Annotated in this window: 22 protein-coding genes; 7 read left to right on the top strand and 15 right to left on the bottom strand. The window is 72.2% G+C overall.

What is annotated here, in order from left to right:
- Positions 1–94: 94 nt before the first annotated feature.
- Positions 95–1378, top strand: a complete 1284-nt coding sequence (gene serS / locus IW248_RS00525; protein WP_196929976.1) for a serine--tRNA ligase — start codon at positions 95–97, stop codon at positions 1376–1378.
- On the opposite strand, the gene IW248_RS00520 is transcribed toward serS, so the two are convergent.
- Genes IW248_RS00520 through IW248_RS00505 form a run of 4 tightly spaced genes read right to left on the bottom strand, consistent with a single transcriptional unit; the run spans position 1375 to position 6047 of the window.
- Positions 1375–2238: a cytochrome c biogenesis CcdA family protein gene (locus IW248_RS00520; protein WP_196925206.1), complete on the bottom strand. Its 864-nt coding sequence runs from the start codon at positions 2236–2238 to the stop codon at positions 1375–1377. The genes serS and IW248_RS00520 overlap by 4 nt on opposite strands.
- A complete protein-coding gene (locus IW248_RS00515; RefSeq protein WP_231396122.1) occupies positions 2235–2885 on the bottom strand; it encodes a TlpA family protein disulfide reductase in 651 nt (216 codons plus the stop codon). Before IW248_RS00515 ends, IW248_RS00520 begins: the two co-directional genes overlap by 4 nt.
- Before the next feature lie 52 nt (positions 2886–2937).
- Positions 2938–4401: an NADH-quinone oxidoreductase subunit NuoF family protein gene (locus tag IW248_RS00510; RefSeq protein ID WP_196925204.1), complete on the bottom strand. Its 1464-nt coding sequence runs from the start codon at positions 4399–4401 to the stop codon at positions 2938–2940.
- A complete protein-coding gene (locus tag IW248_RS00505; protein ID WP_307787592.1) occupies positions 4401–6047 on the bottom strand; it encodes a ferric reductase-like transmembrane domain-containing protein in 1647 nt (548 codons plus the stop codon). Before IW248_RS00505 ends, IW248_RS00510 begins: the two co-directional genes overlap by 1 nt.
- 190 nt (positions 6048–6237) lie before the next feature.
- On the opposite strand from IW248_RS00505, the gene IW248_RS00500 reads away from it, so the two are divergent.
- Complete coding sequence (locus IW248_RS00500; RefSeq protein ID WP_196925202.1) at positions 6238–7149, top strand: L,D-transpeptidase; 912 nt, start codon at positions 6238–6240, stop codon at positions 7147–7149.
- 33 nt (positions 7150–7182) lie between these two features.
- On the opposite strand, the gene IW248_RS00495 is transcribed toward IW248_RS00500, so the two are convergent.
- The 4 genes from IW248_RS00495 to IW248_RS00480 are packed head-to-tail and all read right to left on the bottom strand — an operon-like array spanning position 7183 to position 10676.
- Complete coding sequence (locus IW248_RS00495; RefSeq protein WP_196925200.1) at positions 7183–7815, bottom strand: response regulator transcription factor; 633 nt, start codon at positions 7813–7815, stop codon at positions 7183–7185.
- The gene (locus tag IW248_RS00490; RefSeq protein ID WP_196925198.1) at positions 7812–8942 is read right to left on the bottom strand and encodes a sensor histidine kinase; all 1131 of its coding nucleotides are present in this window, start codon (positions 8940–8942) and stop codon (positions 7812–7814) included. The genes IW248_RS00495 and IW248_RS00490 overlap by 4 nt, the downstream gene beginning before the upstream one ends.
- Positions 8943–8968: 26 nt before the next feature.
- Entirely contained in the window at positions 8969–9775 is an 807-nt protein-coding gene (locus IW248_RS00485; RefSeq protein WP_196925196.1) for an ABC transporter permease, read from the bottom strand.
- A 1-nt stretch (position 9776) separates the two neighbouring features.
- A complete protein-coding gene (locus IW248_RS00480) occupies positions 9777–10676 on the bottom strand; it encodes an ABC transporter ATP-binding protein (protein ID WP_196925195.1) in 900 nt (299 codons plus the stop codon).
- 151 nt (positions 10677–10827) lie between these two features.
- Between IW248_RS00480 and IW248_RS00475 the strand changes: the two genes are divergently transcribed.
- Positions 10828–11682: an alpha/beta hydrolase gene (locus tag IW248_RS00475; RefSeq protein WP_196925194.1), complete on the top strand. Its 855-nt coding sequence runs from the start codon at positions 10828–10830 to the stop codon at positions 11680–11682.
- 168 nt (positions 11683–11850) lie between these two features.
- Positions 11851–12996: a site-2 protease family protein gene (locus tag IW248_RS00470; RefSeq protein WP_196925193.1), complete on the top strand. Its 1146-nt coding sequence runs from the start codon at positions 11851–11853 to the stop codon at positions 12994–12996.
- On the opposite strand, the gene IW248_RS00465 is transcribed toward IW248_RS00470, so the two are convergent.
- Positions 12981–14252: an FAD-binding protein gene (locus IW248_RS00465; RefSeq protein ID WP_196925191.1), complete on the bottom strand. Its 1272-nt coding sequence runs from the start codon at positions 14250–14252 to the stop codon at positions 12981–12983. The genes IW248_RS00470 and IW248_RS00465 overlap by 16 nt on opposite strands.
- Positions 14249–14935, bottom strand: coding sequence for a hypothetical protein (locus IW248_RS00460; protein WP_196925190.1), 687 nt, complete (start codon positions 14933–14935; stop codon positions 14249–14251). Before IW248_RS00460 ends, IW248_RS00465 begins: the two co-directional genes overlap by 4 nt.
- A 186-nt stretch (positions 14936–15121) precedes the next feature.
- Between IW248_RS00460 and IW248_RS00455 the strand changes: the two genes are divergently transcribed.
- Entirely contained in the window at positions 15122–15544 is a 423-nt protein-coding gene (locus tag IW248_RS00455) for a hypothetical protein (RefSeq protein WP_196925189.1), read from the top strand.
- Between the two features lie 17 nt (positions 15545–15561).
- On the opposite strand, the gene IW248_RS00450 is transcribed toward IW248_RS00455, so the two are convergent.
- A complete protein-coding gene (locus IW248_RS00450) occupies positions 15562–16491 on the bottom strand; it encodes an LLM class F420-dependent oxidoreductase (RefSeq protein WP_196925188.1) in 930 nt (309 codons plus the stop codon).
- Between the two features lie 98 nt (positions 16492–16589).
- On the opposite strand from IW248_RS00450, the gene IW248_RS00445 reads away from it, so the two are divergent.
- Together IW248_RS00445 and IW248_RS00440 are read left to right on the top strand one after the other, a co-directional pair.
- The gene (locus IW248_RS00445) at positions 16590–16901 is read left to right on the top strand and encodes an ArsR/SmtB family transcription factor (RefSeq protein ID WP_196925187.1); all 312 of its coding nucleotides are present in this window, start codon (positions 16590–16592) and stop codon (positions 16899–16901) included.
- Complete coding sequence (locus tag IW248_RS00440; protein ID WP_196925186.1) at positions 16902–17432, top strand: SRPBCC family protein; 531 nt, start codon at positions 16902–16904, stop codon at positions 17430–17432. It begins immediately after the preceding gene.
- A 47-nt stretch (positions 17433–17479) separates the two neighbouring features.
- Here IW248_RS00440 and IW248_RS00435 read toward each other — a convergent pair whose 3' ends face one another.
- From IW248_RS00435 to IW248_RS00420, 4 genes are all read right to left on the bottom strand, one after another.
- Complete coding sequence (locus IW248_RS00435; protein WP_196925185.1) at positions 17480–18517, bottom strand: hypothetical protein; 1038 nt, start codon at positions 18515–18517, stop codon at positions 17480–17482.
- Positions 18517–18786: a hypothetical protein gene (locus tag IW248_RS00430; RefSeq protein ID WP_196925184.1), complete on the bottom strand. Its 270-nt coding sequence runs from the start codon at positions 18784–18786 to the stop codon at positions 18517–18519. Before IW248_RS00430 ends, IW248_RS00435 begins: the two co-directional genes overlap by 1 nt.
- A gap of 43 nt (positions 18787–18829) precedes the next feature.
- Positions 18830–19135 carry a hypothetical protein gene (locus tag IW248_RS00425; RefSeq protein ID WP_196925183.1) on the bottom strand — a complete coding sequence of 102 codons (306 nt, stop codon included), beginning with the start codon at positions 19133–19135 and terminating at the stop codon, positions 18830–18832.
- Between the two features lie 133 nt (positions 19136–19268).
- Positions 19269–20288, bottom strand: a complete 1020-nt coding sequence (locus IW248_RS00420) for an aldo/keto reductase (RefSeq protein WP_196925182.1) — start codon at positions 20286–20288, stop codon at positions 19269–19271.
- Positions 20289–20320: the final 32 nt, after the last annotated feature.

Raw genomic sequence — 20320 nt, 5'->3', positions numbered from 1 at the left:
CGACGGCCAGCACTCCCCGTCCCCTGACGAAAAGCCCGCGACGGTAGCATCTGGTGGTTCACCTGTGACCCCGGACGGAGGCGTACGGAGCAGCATGCTCGACATGGAGTTGATCCGGAAGGATCGCGAGGCGGTGGCAACCGCGCTGGCGAAGCGTCTGGATCCCGCCGAGGTCACCCGTGCCCTGGACGAGATCCAGCGGCTCGACCAGGAACGCCGCGCCCTGATCACGGAGATCGACGCCGAGCGGCAGCGCCGTAAGGCCGAGGCCCGGGCGTACGCGCAGGCGAAGCGGGCCGGCGAGGAACCGAAGGCCGCCGCGCCGGACGCGGAGCGTAAGCAGCTCGCCGAGCTGGAGTCCCAGCTCGACGAGGTGCAGGCCCGGCTGCGCGACGCGATGAGTGAGCTGCCCAACCTGCCCAGCGACGACGTCGTGGCCGGCGGCAAGGAAGCCAACCGGGTCGTGAAGACCTTCGGCGAGCCTCCGGTGATCGAGAAGGTCCGCGACCACGTGGAGCTGAGCCGCGCGCTGGGCCTTGTCGACTACGAGCGGGGCGTCAAGCTCGGTGGGTCCGGCTTCTGGATCTACACGGGTGTCGGCGCGCGGCTGGAGTGGGCGCTGCTCAACTACTTCATCGACCAGCACATCAAGGCCGGCTACGAGTTCCTGCTCCCGCCGCACCTGCTACTGGACTCGGCCGGCTTCGCCGCCGGGCAGTTCCCCAAGTTCTACGACGACGTCTACCACCTGGACTCGGCGTCCGCGCCGCGCGGGCAGTTCCTGCTGCCCACGTCGGAGACGGCGATCCTCGGCGCGTACCAGGACGAGATCCTGGAGACCCCGAAGCTGCCGCTGAAGGCGTTCGCGTACACCCCGTGCTACCGCCGCGAGTCGGCCGGTTCGCACTCGGACGAGCGCGGCACGGTGCGGGGGCACCAGTTCAACAAGGTGGAGATCTTCCAGTTCACCCTGCCGGAGCAGGCCGACGCGGCGCTGGAGGAGATGCTCGCCCACGCCGAGGGCCTGGTCGAGGGGCTGGGTCTGCACTACCAGCGCACGCTGCTCTCGGCCGGCGACGCCAGCGCCTCGATGAAGAAGACCCTCGACATCGAGGTGTGGATGCCGAGCACCGGCAAGTACAAGGAGGTGTCGTCGGTGTCCTGGGCCGGCGACTACCAGGCTCGTCGGGCGGCCATCCGCTACCGCGAGCCGGGCGGCAAGCAGACGCGCTTCGTGCACACCCTCAACGGGTCCGCGCTGGCGACGAGCCGGCTCTTCCCGGCCATCCTGGAGCAGTACCAGCAGGCCGACGGCAGTGTCCTGATCCCCAAGGTCCTCCAAGACCGCCTAGGCACCGACCGCCTCTCCCCCCGCTAACCGGATCGTTCGACGGGGGCCGGTTCCACCCCGCGCCCCCGTCGACGCGTCCGCACGCCCAACACGGCGAGCAGAACGAGGGCGGCCAGCAGCAACGCTGGGCCGATGGTGTCCAGGGTGTTGGTCAGGGTTTGTTGTAGCTGGGACGCTGCTTGGATTACCGGGTCTTTGAGGGCGTCGCGGCGCCCGGAGGCCAGGCGTAGCTCGTACCAGCCGTACCAGGCGACGTAGCCGCCGGCGAGCAGCAGCACCAGGCCACTGAGGCGGGGCACCAGCGCCCCGGCGACGCGCAGCCGGGCCACCAGACCGTCGCGCAGCAGCGCCACCCCGAGCGCGGCGACAGCGACCACCAGACCCATCCCCAGGGCGTACGCGCCGAACAGCGCCAACCCCTGACCGGTCGAGCCGGCCTGGAGGCTGGTCACCACGATGGCCAGGAACGGCGCGATGGCGCAGCCGAGCGACGCCAACGCGTACACCGCGCCGAACAGCGCCATCGACGGCCAGGTCCGGGTCAGCCGGGGCGCGCGGGCGGGCCAGCCGGGGGCGGGCAGCCGGCGGCCGGCGAGCAGCCAACAGCCCGCCACGACCAGCAGCACGCCGAGCGCCACGGTCAGCCACGGCAGCCGGGGCCGCAGCCAGCCGGCCAGCGGCGCGAGCGCCAGGCCGAACGCGCCGAACACCAGCACGTACCCCACTGTCAGCCCGGCCGCCGCGGTGAGCGCGCGGCCGACCGCGCCGCGGGTGTCTGACTCCCCGGCGACCAACAGCGAGAGGTACGCGGGCAGCAACGCGAAGCCGCACGGGTTGACCGCGCCGAGCATGCCGGCGGTCAGCGCGAGCAGCAGTGTGGCACTCACGCCCCGGCCAGTGCGGCGACCTTGGCGGTGAGCGCCTCACCGTCCAGGAAGCCCTCGTGGACGACAGCGCCGCTCCGGTCAATGATCACGAAAATGCTCTGCTCGGTCACCTTGAACCGCTTCCAGAGCGTGCCCTTGCTGTCCTCGATCTGCGGCGTGCCGCCGAGTTCGAACTCGGTGACGAACTCCTTCATGGCCTTCCGCTCGCCCAGCCCGGCGACACCGACGATCGGCACGGTGTCCCGGTACTTGGGTGCGATCTCGGCCACCGTCCAGGCCTGGCTGGCGCAGGTGGCGCACCACGGCGCCCAGAACCACAGCACCACCGGTTTGCCGGCGAGCTGTGCCGCGTCGAACGCGGCCCCGCCGAGGGTGGTCCCGGTGAAGCGGAGCACGTCCGGGACCTGCTTCGGGGCAGCGGGTGGCCCGCCGGTCGCCGTTGCGGTCGGGGCGGGTGGGGCACCGGTCGCCGTTGCGGTCGGGGCGGGCGGGACGCCGGTCGAGGCGGGGGCCGATCCGGCGGCGACGGGCCCACCCGGCGCGGTGCCGGTGCAGGCGGCAACGCCGAACAGGGCCACCACGAGCGACCCGATTGTCGCGGCACGGCGCAGTCGCCCGGCCCCTGTCCACGCCATGCCGATCCGCATCCGCTTCTCCGTTTCCGGTCCGGAAGGGACCCTTGCTGGACCCGAGGCTTCGCTACTCGGCCTTGGCCAGTCGCAGCGCCAGCTCCGGGCAGACCTTGACCGCCTTCAGCGCGCCCTCCCGCAGCCAGGTCGGCACCGGGGTGGCGGGGAAGGCGGGATATCCGTTCGCGTCGAGCCGGATGAAGTCCGGTACGACGTGCGCGCACAGGCCGTGCCCGTCACAGCGCGACCAGTCCAGGGTGAGCTTCTGCGGGTTCGCGTCGGGCGCGCCGGGCAGCCCCATCACTCCCTTGACCCGTCGGCCACAACCGTCGCCGGTGCTGTGCAGCCGCAGGTCCTCGGTGAAGACCTCGATCGCGGAGAGCGCGAACCGGGCGGTGCCGTCCGGATGGCTGCACGCGCCCCGGCCCTTCACCTCGCCAGCGGCGGCGCGCACCACGTCGGCCGGTTGGCTGCCGGCGACGGCCAGGTCCACCGCGCGGGCCAGGTCCGGCAGGCCCATCTTGCACGGACCGCACTGGCCGGCGGACTCGCCGGCCAGGTAGCGCACCACCTGGGCGGCCTCACCCAGCGGGCAGGTGTCGACACCGAGCGGGACGATGATGCCCGCACCGAGGGTGCCGCCGACCGCGGCCAGGCCCTTGCGGGAGACCTCGGCCTTCTCCGCCGCCTCCGGGGTGATCCACTTGCCGTGGTAGCCGCCCATCAGGATGCCCTGGACGTCCGGCACCTCGCAGAGGTCGAGGACGTCACGCAGCGGCATGCCGGCGGTGCACTCCACAACTGCCGGTCGGCCCGCCGCGCCGGTCACGGTGAGCAGCACGGTGCCCGGCTCGTCGTCGGTACCGAGCGCCGCGTACTCGTACGGGCCCAGTCGGGCGCCGACGGCGAGCTGGGCGTACGTCTCGGCGTTGGACAGCAGGGTGGGCAGGCCGCTGACCCCGGAGTCGCTGGAACGCTTCTTGGTGCCCGGCGGGATGTGCGGCAGCCCGTTGATCCCGTTGACGAGTGCACCACCCTCGCCGGAGATGAACCGGTGCGGCACTGTGACGATCGTCGTCTGCACCGGCATCCGGCGCTCTTCGAGGGCCTCCATCAGCGAGTCCCGGCCGACCCCGTCGTCCGCGACGCCGATCACGATCTCGTCGGCGTCCAGCGCGTACGCGGCCAGCGCCGCGCCGTCCAGGATCAGGTGCGGGGCGCGGGTCAGCAGCACCTTGTCCTTCCAGCTGGCCGGCTCCCCCTCGGTGGCATTGACCACCACCACGGCGGCGAGGTCCTGCCGCTTGCAGGACTCCAGCACCGCGCGCAGTTTGCGGGCGAACGGGAACCCCGCCCCGCCCTTGCCCTTGAGCTGCATGCCCTCGGCGAGCTGGAGCAACTGCGCCGGTTCCATCGGGCCGATGGGTCCGTGCACCTCCTCGTGCGCGAGCAGGTCAAGTCGGCCGTACTCGGCGAAGCCGGCGGTGAGCCGCGGCTCGCCCACGCAGGCGACCGGTGGCACGGCGGTCCGCATCACTTCGCCTCACCCCGCAGCCCGGCCCAGTACGCCCCGTCCACCGCGTCGGCGCTGGCCTTGCGGCGCTTGGACTTGCCCTCGCCGGCTGCCCGTCGAGCACGGCGGGACGCCAGGTCGACAAGGGTCGGGGTGTCGTCGACGGGCGGCGCCACCTCGTCCGGCACGTACCGGGCCGGCGGGCGCCAGTAGTCCGGCTCCTCGGGCAGGTCGTCCTCAATGCTGTGCCGGCCGCTGCCGCTGCGCGGCGCCGACGAGATCGGGCTGCTGGAGACCGGGCCGGCCGAGATCGGCTCGACGGAGATCGGGCCGGCGGAGATCGGGTCGTCGGCCTGCCAGCGACGCGGGCTGTCCCACGGCTCCTCGGGCTCGGCGAGGGTCGGCTGCGGCGGCGCCGAGTAGCGGCTGCCCTCGTCCTCGCTGCGGGACCGGCGACGGGACCGCTCGGCGGCCGGCTCGTCGGCGCGTCGCCGGCCGGTCGGAACGGCCTCGTCGCGGGTGCGGGAGCCGCGCCGCCGGGTCACCGGCTCCAACTCCTCCTCGTCGCGTCGGAACGTGCCGGTGTCCTCCACGCTGCGGCGGGCCGATCGGCTGGTAGTGGTTTCCTCGGTACGCCGGCTGCGCGAGGACCGTTCGGTGTCGCGGCGGGCCGCTGGCTCCTCCTCCCGTCGACGTCGGCTCGGCCGGGTCGGCTCGACGAGGGAACCGGGCTCGGGCACCACCGGGACGGTGAACCGTTCGGGGTCACGCCGCGCGGCCGGCGCGGCCCAGGTGGCGGTGGTGGTCTCCGCCCAGGCGGGACGCTTGTCGGCGGCCTTGCTGCGCCGACCCAACCCGGCCAGGAGCGATCGGGCGGTCTTCGCCTCCTCGGCCCGGCCGACCATCACCGCGTTGCGCACCGCGGCCTGGTGCTGCTCACGGCTGCGCCGACCGATGGTGACCGAGAACCGGACCAGCAGGGCCAGCACCACCAGCAGAATGCAGCCGAGGTAGCTGAACATCACCCAGGGCGCTGCGGCCCGACCGGCGTTGAGGCCGTGAAAGACAGCGAACGGCCAGGCCAGGTACGCGGCGGAGTGCAGCGTGCGCCACAGCCACTTCGGACCGACGTCGGCGAAGCGGGCCCGGACGATGCCGGTCCAGATCACGCTGACCATCAGCAGTGCGGCCACCGTGCCGAGCCCGATGTAGAGCCCCCGACCGCCGACGAACGGCACAAGCGCGTCGGTCGCGGCCGCCCGCCCGGTGGCGATCTTGGTGAGGACGTGGAAACCGAGCCCGGCCACGCCCAGCACGCCGGTGGCGCGGTGCGCCGACTGCATCAGCACCCGGTGCGAGATGCGCAGCACCAGCCGGTCGGTGGCGAGCAGGCCGAGCATCACGGTGAGGCTCAGCGTCACCAGGGAGACAACCCCGGCGAAGAACTCGGTGAAGAAGAAGCCGTACGCGTACGCCGTCTGACCGGCGCCGGTCAGCATGACCGCCGCCCAGAGCGCGGCGAGCAGCGACGCGATCAGCAGAGTGCTCGCCGACCGGGACGGGGTGCGCACCCCCCGACTGCTGGCGCTGGTCCGGACGGTCGCCGCCTTGTTGTCCTGCTGTGCCCGGGCCATCTGCTCCTCGATCGTCTCGCGGCGGCGCACCACCGGCCGACCCCTGCTCCCCCATCCAGTACGGACCGGCGGGGCGCGCGGATCACCCGCCGACGGAAATTTCTCTGCCGAAATCGAACCGAGGGGCGCAGCCGTGCGTTGTGCCCGCTCCCACCCACCGATTTGGACCGCGGGTCTCGCCGAACCGGGGGCCCCGAAGCATCCGCCACCATAGAGTGGTTTCGTGCAGTTTGACCGAAAGACTCCGTCCCGTCGTCGCGGCGTCTGGGTGGCCGCCGCCATCGGCGTACCCGCGCTGCTGGTGACCGCGCTGCTGGTCGGCCAGGCCCTCACCCCGAGTTCGACGGCCCCCGACGACCGCAACGTGGTGGCCGCCGACCCGACTCCGAGCAGTGTGGAGCAGAGCCCGGAGGAGTCGATCCCCCCGGCCGCGCCCGCCCCGGACGGCCTGGCCGTGGTCGACTACGACCCCGCGCCCGGTGGGTTCCCCGCCGATCCGGCCAGCATGGACGTCACGCCGCTGACCGAGGGCGCGCACCCGACCAGACGCATCGCCGCGTACGACGCGCCCGGCGGTCGTCCGCGCGCCTTCCTCGAACCGACGATCCGCGGTGTCGAGCTGACCATGCCGATCGCCCAACGGCGTGCCGGCTGGACCGCCGTCCTGCTGCCCTCGGCCAACCGACGGCTCGCCTGGCTGCCTCCCGGCGGGTTCGAGACGGTGCCGCTGCGCGACCAGATCGTGGTCGAACGCAAGGTCCACCGGCTCACCTGGTACCGGGCCGGCAAGGCGGTGCGCTCCTGGGAGGTCAGCCTCGGCCAGTCGGGCCAGGAGACTCCACTCGGGCGGACCTTCATCCTGGGCCGCACCCCACCGCCGGAGGAGGTCTACGGCGGAGTGGACATCTACGCTCTCGGTTCGGTGCCCGACGACCCGGAGTCGGTGCCGTCCGGGCTGCAGGGCGCGCACATCGGGGTGCACACCTGGCAGCACGACGGCGAGTTGGGCGAGAACACCACAAACGGCTGTATCCGGCTGACCCGCAGCGGTCAGCGGGAGCTGCTCGCCGAGGTCCGCCCCGGCAGCAGCGTCGTCGTGGTCGACCAACTGGCCGCCCCGCCGCCGACCGCCTGAGCGCCTGAGCGCCTGAGCGCCGACGCTGCGCGGTCACTCGCCGAGCAGCCAGCCGTTCTGCTCGGCGACCCGGATCGCGTCGGCCCGGTTACGGGCACCGGTCTTGCCGATCGCCGCGGACAGGTGGTTGCGTACCGTCCCCTCGGACAGGTGCAGCGCCCGGGCCAGGTCGGCGACCGTGCCGCCACCGCGCGCGGTCCGCAGCACCTCGGTCTCCCGCTCGGTCAGCGGGCTGACCCCGGCGGCGAGGGTCTCCGCGGCCAGCGTCGGGTCGACCACCCGCAGGCCGGCGTGCACCCGGCGGACCGCGTCGGCGAGCTGTCGGGCCGGGGTGTCCTTGACCACGAAACCGCTCGCTCCGGCCTCCATCGCCCGGCGCAGGTAACCGGGTCGACCGAAGGTGGTCACCACAAGCACCCGGCAGGTCGGCAGCGCGGCCCGCAACGCCGCGGTGGCGGCGATCCCGTCCAGGCCGGGCATCTCCACATCCAGCAGGGCGACGTCGGGGGCGCTGCGTCGAGCCTCGGGCACCACCTCGTCGCCCCGGCCGACCTCGGCGACAACTGTCAGGTCCTCCTCCAGCGAGAGCAGGGCGGCCAGCGCACCCCGGACCAGCGCCTGGTCATCGGCGAGCAGCAGCCGGATCGGCGTGGGCAAGGCGCTCACCGGGCCTCCCCCGGCGCGTGCACCCGCAGCAGAAAACCGTCGCCCGCCGGTCGACTACCGACGGTCACCACCGCGTCCAGCCGCCGCGCCCGCTCCCGCAGGCCGACCAGCCCGTGCCCGCTCGCATCGGGAGTGGACGGGCCACGACCGTCGTCACTGATCACGACCTGATCCTTGTGCACCCGGATCACGCAGCACCGCGCCCCGCTGTGCCGGACCACGTTCGTCACGCCCTCCCGTACCGTCCAGCCGAACAACCGGTCCCACTCCTCCGGCAGGTCCGGCACCTCGGTCGACACGTCGGCCGCGATGCCCGCCGCGGCCAGCGCCGAGCGGGCGCCGGCCAGCTCCGCGGCGAGACTGACCTCGCGGTACGCCCCGGCCGTCTTTCGTACGTCGGCCAGCGCGGCCCGAGCCAACGCCTCCACCTCGGCGATCTCGGCGGCGGCCCGTTCCCGGTCGACCTCGATCAGACGCCCGGCCAACTCGGCCTTGATCGCCACCACGGTCAGCGAGTGCCCGAGGATGTCGTGCAGGTCGCGGGCGGCGCGGGCCCGCTCCTCGGCGACCGCGAGCCGACCGATCTCCTGCTGGGCGGCCCGGAGTTCGCTGTTGCGCTGGGCCAGCCGGGACACCCCGAACATGGCGAACGAGGCGAGCAGCACCGCGAAGACGATGCCGTTCTCCGCCTCCCACCCCGGCACCAGCCAGGACGCCAGCGCAGGCGTCACGGCGCAGAGCACCACGGCGGCCAACGACTCCCACGGCGGCAGCAGGAACACAGCGGCCGCGGCCACGTAGACCAGGGTGGCCAGCCAGTCCCCGCCGGTGCCCGGGAGGCTGGCCAGACCCACCGCGAGCAGCAGCGCCAGCCCGGCCCGCGCCCGTCCCGTCGGAATCGGCTGCAGGGCCTGGCGCAGCTTGCGGGCCCACTGGAACAGCAGCACGTACCCGACGCCGAAGACGACAATGGCCACCACGCCGAGGACCCGCCGCCACAGCTCCGGCTGGTGCAGCGCGGTGGCGAGCGGCACGTTGAGGAAGAACAGCCAGACGGCGGCCAGCAGCCAGCCGATGAACCGCCAGTGGCGGCTCACCGGCCAGGGTTGCCCCGTCGACAGGTCCATCGGGATCACGCTATCGGCCCGGCCGGTCAGACCCGCGCGGTGTCCCGGCGGAACAGCCGGGCCGCGCCGACGCCGAAGAGCAGCGCCCAGACGACGAGGTTGGCCACCGCCGCCATGCTCACCCCGTCACCCGTTAGTGGGGCGCGGGCCAGCACACCCATGCCGTACACCGGGGTGAACTTCGCGACCTGCTGGAGCACGTCCGGCAGCACCTCGACCGGGACGAACAGCCCGCCGAACATGGCCAGCACCGCCAGCACCGGGCCGATGATCTGCATGACGTTCTCCGCCGGCGCCAGGTAGCCGATGAAGAGACCGAACGCGGCGAAGACCAGCGAGCCGACCCAGGCGGCGAGCCCGGACAGCAGCCAGACGTACGCCGGGACGCGGACGCCGGCCACGGCGCCCACCAGGAACTCGACGACGACAGCGAACAGACCGAGGCTCATCGCGGTGATCAGCTTCGTCGCCACGTACGCCGCCGGGCGTAGCGGGGTGAGCCGCAGCTGCCGGCTCCAACCCAGCGCCCGCTCGGTGGCCACCGCACCGCCGACGCTGGTGGTCGCCACCATTGCCGCGTACACGGCCAGGCTGATCATGACGTACGCCGTCACCGGCCGACCGTTGTCCAGTGACTGCCCGCCCTGCGGCAGGCCGAAGATGAGGAAGAAGACGCCCGGCATGATCAGCGTGAAGGCGAGGGTGCGGCGGTTGCGCAGCACCCGGCGCAGCTCGATGAGCAGGGCGCCCGGGGCGAACCCGCCCAGCGCGGGCAGCCGACGGTCCGGCGCGGGGGCACCGGCGCGGGTGGGGGTGGAGGTGGAGGTGGTCATCTCAGGCTCCGGTCTGCGCGGTGGTCAGGGCGAGGAAGGCGTCCTCGAGGTTGCGGGAGGTGATCTCGACGTCCCGGGCGGCGGTCCTGGTCAGCAGGTGCCGGGCAATCGCGTCCGAGTCGCCGGTCCGCACCAGCACGCTGTCGCCGCGCACCTCCACGGCGTCCACGCCGGGCAGCGCGGCGAGGGCGGCCTGGTCGGCGCCGGGCAGGGTGGCCCGCACCGTACGGCCGGCGGCCAGGTTCTTGATCTCGGCGGTGGTGCCGTCGGCGACGATGCGACCCTGCCGGACCAGCACGATCCGGTCGGCGTACGCGTCCGCCTCGTCCAGGTAGTGGGTGGCGAAGATGACGGTCCGTCCGCCCCGAGCGTCGCGGCGTAGGGCCTGCCAGAAGTCCCGCCGACCCTCGACGTCCATGCCTGTGGTCGGCTCGTCGAGCACCATCAGGTCCGGGTCGGGCAGCAGGGCCAACGCGAAGCGCAGTCGCTGCTGCTGACCACCCGAGCAGCGCCCGACCACCCGGTCGGCGATGTCGGTGATACCGGCCCGCTCCAGCACCTCCGCCGCCGGGCGGGTGTGCCGGTAGAAGTGGGAGGTCATCCGCACCGTCTCGCCCACTGTCAGGTCCTTGAGCAGCCCACCAGTCTGGAGCACGGCCGCGACCCGACCTCGGGCCACCGCGTCGTCCGGGGTGCCGCCGAGGACCCGGACGGTGCCGGTGTCCGGGCGGGACAGCCCGAGCAGCATGTCGATGGTGGTGGTCTTGCCTGCGCCGTTCGGGCCGAGGAACGCCACCACCTCGCCGGGCTGCACCCGTAGGCTCAACCCGTCGACAGCGGTGACAGCGCCGAAGCTCTTGGTGAGGCCGTCCAACTCGACAGCCGGATGCGTACTGGTCATGTCACTGATGCTCCGGCAGCGCGTACCCCGATGCCCGGAGCGGTCGTCACGCCCCGACCGTGACATTTGTCAGGGGCCCGTTTCCCGGAGGGTTTCCCGGCCCGACAGCGGGTAACCGCCGGGCCGAACGCCGCGACACCGGGAGGACGCGATGGGTGCCACGCCGCAGGGTCAGGTCGACACGGTCGTGCTGATCCACGGACTCTGGATGACGCCACGCAGCTGGGAGGGTTGGGCCCAGCGGTACACCGAGCGCGGCATGCACGTCATCGCCCCTGCCTGGCCCGGCATGGACCGGTCCGTGGAGCAGTTGCGCGACGACCCCGGCCCGATCGCTGAGCAGAGCATGGCCACGATCGTCGCGCACTACGACAAGATCATCCGGGCGCTGCCCCGACCGCCGATCATCATGGGGCACTCGTTCGGCGGTCTGTTCGCCCAGGTCCTCGCCGACCGGGGTCTCGGCGCGGCGGTGGTGGGAGTGCACCCCGCGGCGATCAAGGGGGTGCTCAAGGTGCCGCTGAGTCAGCTGCGCTCCGGCTTCCCGATCCTGCGCAGCCCCGCCAACCGGAACAAGGCCGTCCCGTTCACCCCGGACGACTTCGCCTACGCCTTCGGCAACACGATGAGCCGCGAGGACTCCGACCGGGCCTGGCAGCGCTACGCCGTCCCCGGCGCCGGACGGGTCTTCTTCGAGGGTGCTTTCGCCAACCTCGACCCACGCTCGCCGGCCCGGGTCGACTTCGGGCGCAACGACCGGGCACCGCTGCTGCTGATGGCCGGCGAGGTCGACCACGTGGTGCCTGCGTCGGTGGTCCGCGCCAACGCCGGGCTCTACCAGAAGTCCCGGGCCCTCACCGCGTACGAGCAGTTCGCCGGCCGGTCACACTTCACCGTCGGCCAGGACGGCTGGGAGCAGATCGCCGACTACGCGCTGGACTGGGCGCTGCGCGCGGCGGCCCTGCCCCGGGAAGCGACCATCGCCAGCGAAACCCCCCGCCGCTGAACCGCGCCGGAGCTGAGAAGAGGGGTGCTAACGAGCGTGATGACTCTCAGGCATCAATATGCCTCAGAGTCATCACGCTCACAGTGAAGCTGGCGTCAGTTGCCGAACGTGAGAGGGCGGCTCAGCCGGGTTTGGCATGGGCGGGCCCGCCTGGGGTATCCCGGTGGGATGAGGGCCAGTTTCCGGCTTGGCCGGGTCGCGGGGGTTCCGGTAGGCGTCAACTGGAGCGTGCTGGTCATCTTCGCGTTGATCGCGTGGGGGTTGGCCGCGAACCAGTTCCCCCGCTCGTACCCCGACCGCTCGTCAGTGGCGTACGTGGTCGCCGGGCTGGCCGCGGCGGTGGTCTTCTTCGTCGGCCTGCTCGCCCACGAGGTCTCGCACGCGATCGTCGCCAAACGCAACGGGCTGGAGGTCGACGGCATCACGCTGTGGCTGTTCGGTGGCGTCGCCGAGTTGCGGGGTGAGCCGCGTGACCCGGGCGCGGAGTTGCGGATCGCGGGCGTCGGCCCGTTGGTCAGCCTGCTGATCGGGGCGTTCTTCGGTGCCATCGCGGCGTTGCTCGCGCTGGCCGGGCAGGGCGGGCTGCTGTTCGGGGCGGTGGCCTGGCTGGCCGGCATCAACGTGCTGCTGGCCGTCTTCAACGTGCTGCCGGCCGCGCCCCTGGACGGTGGTCGGTTGCTGCGCGCCGCGGTCTGGAAGGCCACCGGCGACCGGACCCGCGCGTCAGTGGTCGCCGCCCGGGCCGGCTGGGTGCTGGGTGTGCTGCTGATCGGCCTGGGTTTGTGGCAGTTCCTGTCCGGGGTCGGTTTCGGCGGGCTCTGGCTGGCCCTGATCGGCTGGTTCCTGATCGGCGCGGCCGGGATGGAGGAACGGCAGGCCCGCACCGGCAACGCGCTGCGCGGGATCCGGGTGGGCGACGTGATGACCTCGCAACCGCAGACCGCCTCGGCGCAGATGACTGTCGCGGACTTCGTCGACAACTACCTGTTCGCGTACCGGCATTCGGCGCTGCCGCTGACCGAGGACGGCCGGCCGACCGGTCTGGTCACCGTCGACCGGGTGCGGGGCGTACCGCCCGAGCGGCGGGCATCGACCACGCTGGCCGAGGTGGCCTGCCGAGCCGACGAACTGGTGCTGGCCCAGCCCGGTGAACAGCTCAACGACCTACTCCCCCGGCTCACCGAGTGCGCCGACGGCCGAGCCCTGGTGGTGACCGAGGACGGCCACCTGACCGGCATAGTCTCCCCCAGCGACATCAGCCGAGCCGTCCAACGCGGCACCCTGGTTGGCCAGGGCGGTCAGCGGGGGAAGTAGCGGTCCAGGGCGTCGGTGCGGAACTTGCCCTTCGGGTCCAGGTTGGTTTGGAGCGCGGCGAAGTCGGCGTACCTCGGGTAGCGGGTGGACAACTCGGCCGGGTCGGTGACGAAGACCTTGCCCCAGTGTGGGCGGGGCGCGAAGGGCGCCAGGCGTTCCTCCACCGCGGCCACCACCGGCAGCACCGCCGCGGTGTCGTCGACCCAGGTGAAGTGCAGCACGAAGCTGTCCCGCCGGTAGTTCGGGCTGAGCCACAGCTCGTCGGCCGCGACGGTACGCAGCTCGGACACCAGCAGCACCGGGGCGATCAGGTCCGCCACGTCGTCCAGCGCGGCGAGCGCGTCGGCCGCCGCCGTACGCGCGACGTGGTACTCGGACTGCAGTTCGTCGCCGCTGCTCGGGGTGAAGCCGAGCTTGAAGTGCGGTAGCCGCTCGTGCCACGGGCCCGGCTCGCCGAGCTGCGGGGTGCAGTTCTCCGCCGGCATTCCGAGGACCGGGTGTCGGGGCTGGTCGGCGGCGGTGGTGCCCAGCCAGTCCGCCGGGGGTGGCGGCTGGTCCGCAAGCTGTTTGCGCCACACCTCACGCAACCGGGGCGTACGGAAGTCGGTGAAGACACTCACGTTGTACGCCGAGCCGAGCGCCTCGTCCAGCGCCGTCCGGTCGAGGTCGAGGCGTACGTACTGCCGCAGCGCGAAGGTCGGCACGACGTCCACTGTGACGCGGGTGACCAGGCCGAGCGCGCCGAGCCCCACCACCATGCCGGCGAAGGCGTCGGTGTCACGGTCGACCCGGAGCAGATCGCCGTCGGCGGTGACCAGCTCCAGGCCGGCGACCGCGCTGGCCAGGTTGCCGTGGGTCTGGCCGGAGCCGTGGGTGGCGGTGGCCACCGCTCCGGCCACCGAGATGTGCGGCAGCGAGGCGAGGTTGGCCAGCGCGTACCCCTGGGTGTGCAGCTGTCGGGCCACGTCGCCGTAGCGCAGCGCGCCGCTCACGGTGACCTGCCCGCGCTCGTGGTCCACCTCGATGACCGGGGGCAGCCCGGCGAGGCTGACCAGGTCGCCGTCGGTGTCACCGAGACGGTTGAAGGAGTGCCCACTGCCCACCGCCCGGATCCGGCTGCTGCCGTCGACGAGCCGACGCAGTTCGTCGACGGAGGTGGGCCGGTGGAACGCCTTCGCGGCGTATCGCACGTTGCCGGCCCAGTTGCGGCGCGGAACGTCAGTGGTCGACGCGGCGTGCGATCCCTGCGCGGTCATGTGGCGGTCTCCCGATCGGTGCTCTGGTGGTCGGCCAACGCGGTGACGAGGGCGCCCAGAACCGTATCCGTCTGGAAGGTGCTGTAACCACGTTGGGCGATCGGCAGACCGGCCGAGGTGGCGCGTTCGATCTCCCCCCGGGCCGCCTGCCGGGCCGACGCGTCCCCGGACATCAGCGCGTCCTGGCCGCGTCGGATCAACCGGTCGACCCGGTCCATCTGGTAGCCGCGCAGGCCGACAGTGAGCTCCGGGGCCTCGAAGGCGGCGCGACGCAGCGCGAGCAGGTCGACGAACCGGTCTCCGGCGTGGCGGGCGAGCGCGGCGGACACCTGCTCGGGCTGCTCGCGGACCTGGTCGAGGACGAGCAGCTCGATGGCGGGGCGGCCGTCGAGCGGGTGGCGGGCGGTCACCAGCTCACTCGGCACACCCTGCGCCGGCACCAGCAGCAGTCGTGGCGGTTTCGCGTAGCCGTCGCGTCGCGGTGGCTCGTCGAGCACCAGCGTGGCGACCTCGGCCCACCGGATCTCCCGGCGCAGGCCGGGCCGCCGGATGCTGAGCCCGTCCGCATGGATCCCGAACCGGAACGGCCGCAGAGCGCTGACCAGCACCACAACGCCGAGCGCGATCGCCCCCACCGCGATGATCGTTCGTAGCAGGGCGCCGTCGCTGGGATAGACCAACAAGAGCACTCCACCGAGTACGCACACCAGGGCGAGCGCACGGGCCCCCCGATTCCGGCGCAATTCCACGCTCGGACCCCCGTTTCATGACCGTGGCGTCGGTCCCGACATCTTCCGCCAGACCGGGCACCAAGGACACCGGTCGATCGGGCACGGTTGTTCTCGTCGTCGTCGGGGAACCCTACGCCCATGAGCAGCTACCGCGATCCGGCCGCACGAGGTGACGTCTTCCCCTCCGAGGAGGAGCTGGACCCGACCGGCACCGAGGTCGAGCAGGCCAGCGCGCCGCCGGCCGACGGGTTTCCGAGCCACCCGTCACCCACTCCCGGCCCTCGACCGACACCGGCACCCGCGCCCGCTCCGACGCCGGTGCCGGCGCCCGGCCCGCCACCGCGCGCTCCGGGCGCGCAGTCGATCGTGACCCGCCACCTGGACGGCTCGGTGGAGGTGGTCACCGACCTCGACGGTGACGGTGTCGCCGACGTCGTCCAGATCGACGTGGACGGCGACGGCATCCCGGACATCACCTATGTGGACACTGACCACGACGGGCGTCTGGACACCGTGCTGGGCGATCCGAACGCGGTCGGGACGGGCGTCCACCGCGCCTGACCGGAGGCGCTGTCGACTCAGAGCTTCGCCATCACCTCGCTGGCGACCAGCTCCAGGTGCTCCAGGTCGCTGAGGTCCAGCACCTGGAGGTAGAGCCGCTCGCTGCCGATCTCCGCGTACCGGCCGATGGTGTCCAGCACCTCGGCGGGTGTCCCGGCCAGACCGTTGGCCCGCAGCTCGTCCGGCTCGCGGCCGATGGCGGCGGCCCGGCGGGCCACCTCGGCGTCGTCGCGCCCGCAGCAGAGCACCAGGGCGTTGGACCACACCATCTCGGCCGGGTCCCGACCGATCTCGACGCAGGCCGCGCGGACGCGGTCGAACTGCGCAGCCGTGTTTGGCACCGAGGCGAACGGCAGGTTGAACTCGTCGGCGTAGCGGGCGGCCAGCCGAGGGGTGCGCTTCGGGCCCGTCCCGCCGAGCAGGATCGGTGGACGCGGCTGCTGCACGGGCTTGGGCAGGGCGGGCGAGTCACGGACCGGGTAGTACCGGCCGTCGTGGTCGAACCGCTCCCCCGGCGGCGTGGACCAGAGCCCGGTGATGACGGCGAGCTGCTCCTCCAGCCGGTCGAACCGCTCGGCCAGCGGCGGGAACGGGATGCCGTACGCGCTGTGCTCCTCGGCGTACCAGCCGGTGCCGATGCCCAACTCCACCCGGCCGCCGCTCATCTGGTCGACCTGCGCCACGGTGATCGCCAGCGGGCCGGGCAGCCGGAAGGTGGCGGCGGTCATCAACGTGCCGAGCCGGATACGGCTGGTGTCCCGGGCCAGGCCGGCGAGCGTGGTCCACGCGTCGGTGGGGCCGGGTTCGCCGCTCACGTCACCCATCATCAGGTAGTGGTCGGACCGGAAGAACGCGCCGTAGCCGGCGTCCTCGGCACAGCGGGCGACGGCGAGCAACTGGTCGTAGCTGGCGCCCTGCTGGGGCTCGGTGAAGATCCGAAGTTCCATGATCCGAGCATAGGGAGCCGCAGGGCGGCGCCGCGTCGGGACGCCGACGACAGTCGTATGCTTTGACAGTCATATGAACGAGGAGGCATATTGGGGAGGTGTCCACCGACGCCTTCACCGTCCTCGCCGAGCCCACCCGACGCAGGATTCTCGACCAGCTCCGCGACGCCGAACGCAGCGTCGGCGAGCTGGTCGACGGGCTCGGAGTCAGCCAGCCAGCCGTCTCCAAACACCTGCGGGTGCTTCGCGACGCCGGCTTCGTCACCTGCCGAACGGCCGCTCGACAGCGGATCTACCGCCTCGACCCGGGCCCGCTGCGGGACGTCGACAGCTGGCTCGACCCGTACCGGCGGCTCTGGACCCGACACCTGGACGCCCTGGAACGACACCTCGACAGTCAGGAGCAGTGAATGGACCGCGACGCGTTCCGCCCGAGCCCACCCGCCGATGTGCGCGCCGAGCCCGCCGACGACGGCGCGACACTGGTCTTCGTCCGCGACCTGCGGCATCCGCCGGCCACCGTCTGGGCGGCACTGACCGACCCGGCGCAGCTCGCGCAGTGGGCACCGTTCCTCGCCGACCGCGATCTCGGCAAATCCGGCGCCGCCGTGCTCACCCTCGTCGACGGCGAGACCACCCAGGAGGACCCGGCGACGGTACGCCGGGCCGAGCCGCCGCACCTGTTGGAGTACACCTGGGGCGACGACCTGCTGCGCTGGGAGCTGAGCCCGCAGGGCAACGGCACCCGGCTCACCCTGCGGCACACCCTCGCCGAGCGGGGCATGCTGCCGATGGTCGCGGCCGGCTGGCACCTCTGCCTCGACGTGGCCGACCGGCTGCTCGACGGCGACCCGGTCGGCCCGATCCGCGGCGCGGAGGCCAAGGACTTCGGCTGGCCCGAGATGCGCGACGCGTACGCCGAACAGCTCGGTGAGGGCTGACCGGTACAGTCCCGGCGGCCCCGGAGCCCGGAGCCGCCGGAACCCGGTCAGACGTACGGCCGCTTGGCGTACGCCTCGCGGAGCGCTGTCAATCCGACCGCCTTCGGCGTCAGGGTGCCCCACCCGGAGTTGAAGTAGTTGGTTCGCACGATCCGTGGCCCCCGCTCCGCGTTGAGCTGGGCGATCGCCGCCGGCACGGTGGCGATCCAGGCCGCCTGGTCCGGGATCTCGGCCGACCTGACCCCCCACTCGGCGATGATCACGGGCCGGGACAGCGCCACCGGGCCGAGATCCGCCACCGCCCAGTCCTTGGTGCGACGGAACCGGGCCAGCGCGGTGTGGCTGGCGTTGGTCGCGTACGCGTTCCACTGGAGATAGTCGAGGCGGGACATCAGCGACTCCGGGTGGGTGCGCTGAAAGCAGGCCCGGTCGAAGCCACCCAGCCCCACCGAGAAGGTCGTCCCGGCCGGCAGGGTCCGGGTCTTGAACCACGTCAGGATGTAGTTCATCGCCTGCACCGCCCTGGCGTCCGACTCGGCCCAGGTGTACGCCTTGCCGTCCTCGGTGGTGCCGAACTCGTGATCGGTGTCCAACTCCGAGGCGAGCTGGATGTTCACCCCGAAGCCGAGCGTCCGGTACTGCGACAGGGCGCGGGCGAACAACCCGTCACACTGCCCCTTGAGCACCTGGCCGTACCCGTACGCCCTCGGCCAGGTCGTACCGGGGCGCTGCTGGATGGTCATTGTCGGCGCCGGCACGGTGTAACTGGTGCCGTCCACCACGAAGCTCTGCGGTCCGTAGTTCGGAGCGCCGTAGTGCTTCAACTCCAGGACCATGTTCATCTGCACCCCGGCCTTGCCCAGGCTGACCAGCCAGGGCCGGTTGTAGCCGGGGAAGATGTAACCGTCGGCGAAGCTGCGGTACTGGGTGAGGGACCGGAAGTTGCCGCCGGCCATGTCGGCGGTCGGATCGGCGCCGCCGGAGAGGTAGTAGCCGCCGAGCACGGGTTGGCCCAGGCTGTAGTCGGCGGCGGCCGTCGCGGTGTTGCCGGAGGCGTCGCGGACCTGGACGGTTACCCGGGGCATCACGCCACCGACCGATACACGGCCACGGAGCCGTTGTCGGAAACCCGGGTCCAGGTACGCCCGGAGTTGTCGGTGATGGTCACGGTGAGCGGGTCGATGACCGCCGTGACCTTGACCGGCGCGCTGCTGTTGCCCTGCGCGTCGGTGACCACGATGGTGACGGTCAGCGGTTTGGTGTCGGCGTCTGAGTAGGTGACGGTCAGCAGCATCTGCTCACCCGGCGTGAAGACGGATGCGTTCAAGGCTGCGGTCACGGTGGGAGCGGCCATGTCGGGCCCTTTCTGGCTCGGTCGCCAGGGCTCGGCGCGCGGTTCAGCGACGCCGGACCCGGGCGGGGTCCACAGTGCGAAAGGCCGGTGGGGCACGGGAACGGATGGCACGGCCGGTGGGCTGCGTCGCCTGACTGCCGGCGGTGCTGACGTCCTTGTCCCGGTGGGCGGAGGCACCGCTGCGGGCGCCCGCAGGGGTGTCGGTGGCAGCAACGGCCTGTCGCACGTGCGATCGGTACGGCAGCTGTGCCGCGACCGCCACGGCTTCGAGGCCGGGCTGGGTGAGGGCGGCACCGGTGGGGACGATGTTGTCCCCGCCGGGCCGGAAGATCGGGATGTGGCCCGCCACCCGTCTACCTCCACCTGCCCCAAGGGTGCTCTACCAGGGGCTTTACCGTCTTGTCCGGATTGCGACAGCGCCCGGCGAGGCTCGCTGCGACGGCTACCGGTGACCAGCGACGCCGACCGCCGCACCCTCAGGCTCAGCGGCGCCGCCGCGCCGGGTCGAGCAGGGCGGGCGGGGTGTCGAACTTCTCGTGTGCGGCAAGGTCGACCCCCGGCGCGACGATGGCGTCGATCGCGTCGAGCACGTCGTTGGGGAGCACGGTGTCCGCGGCGGCGAGCTGGGCGTGCAGGTGCTCCATGGTGCGGGGGCCGATGATCGCGCTGGTCACGGCCGGGTGCGCGGTGACGAACCCGAGCGCGAGTTGGATCATGCTGAGCCCTGCCTCGTCGGCGACTGTGGCCAGCCGCTCGACGGCGTCGAGCCGAGCCTGGTTGGCCGGGACGCTGAGGTCGAAGCGGGCGGGCAGGAGCACCGAGCGGCTGGTGGTGATCTCCCGGCCGGCTCGGATCGCACCGGACAGCCAGCCCGAGGCGAGCGGGCTCCAGGCGAGCACGCCGAGCCCGTACTGCTCGGTGACGGGCAGGACGTGGGCCTCGATTCCTCGTTGCAGGATCGAGTAGCTGGGCTGCTCCGTCACGTAGCGGCTCAGGTGGTGCTCCCGTGCGGCCCACTCGGCCTGCACGATGCGGTACGCGGGGAAGGTCGAGGAACCGAAGTTGCGGATCTTTCCCGCCCGTTGCAGGTCGGTCAGCGCCGACAGGGTCTCCTCGTCGCTGGTGGTCGGATCCCACCTGTGGATCTGGTAGAGGTCGACGTGGTCGAGGCCGAGACGGCGCAGGCTGTTGTCCAACTCGGTGACCAGCCAGCGGCGCGAGCTGCCCCGCTGATTGCGCTCGTCGCCCATCGGCATGCCGGCCTTCGTGGCCAGCACGATGTCGTCGCGGCGGCCGGCGATGGCCTTGCCGACCATCTCCTCCGATTGGCCCTGGCTGTACATGTCGGCGGTGTCGATCAGGTTGATTCCGGCCTCCAGGGCGGCGTCGACGATCGCCGTCGTCTCGTCCTGGGTGGTCTGCCCCAGCTTGCCGAAGTTCATCGCGCCGAGCGCGAGGGTGCTGACCTGGACGCCGGTGCGCCCCAGAGTGCGGTACTGCATGGCTGCTCCTCCACGGAAGGGTGAGGTGGCAC

Source organism: Micromonospora ureilytica, from assembly GCF_015751765.1.
Lineage (GTDB): Bacteria > Actinomycetota > Actinomycetes > Mycobacteriales > Micromonosporaceae > Micromonospora > Micromonospora ureilytica.
Note: the sequence above shows the minus strand (reverse complement) of the source record. Positions and strands in the feature narration are given on the sequence as shown.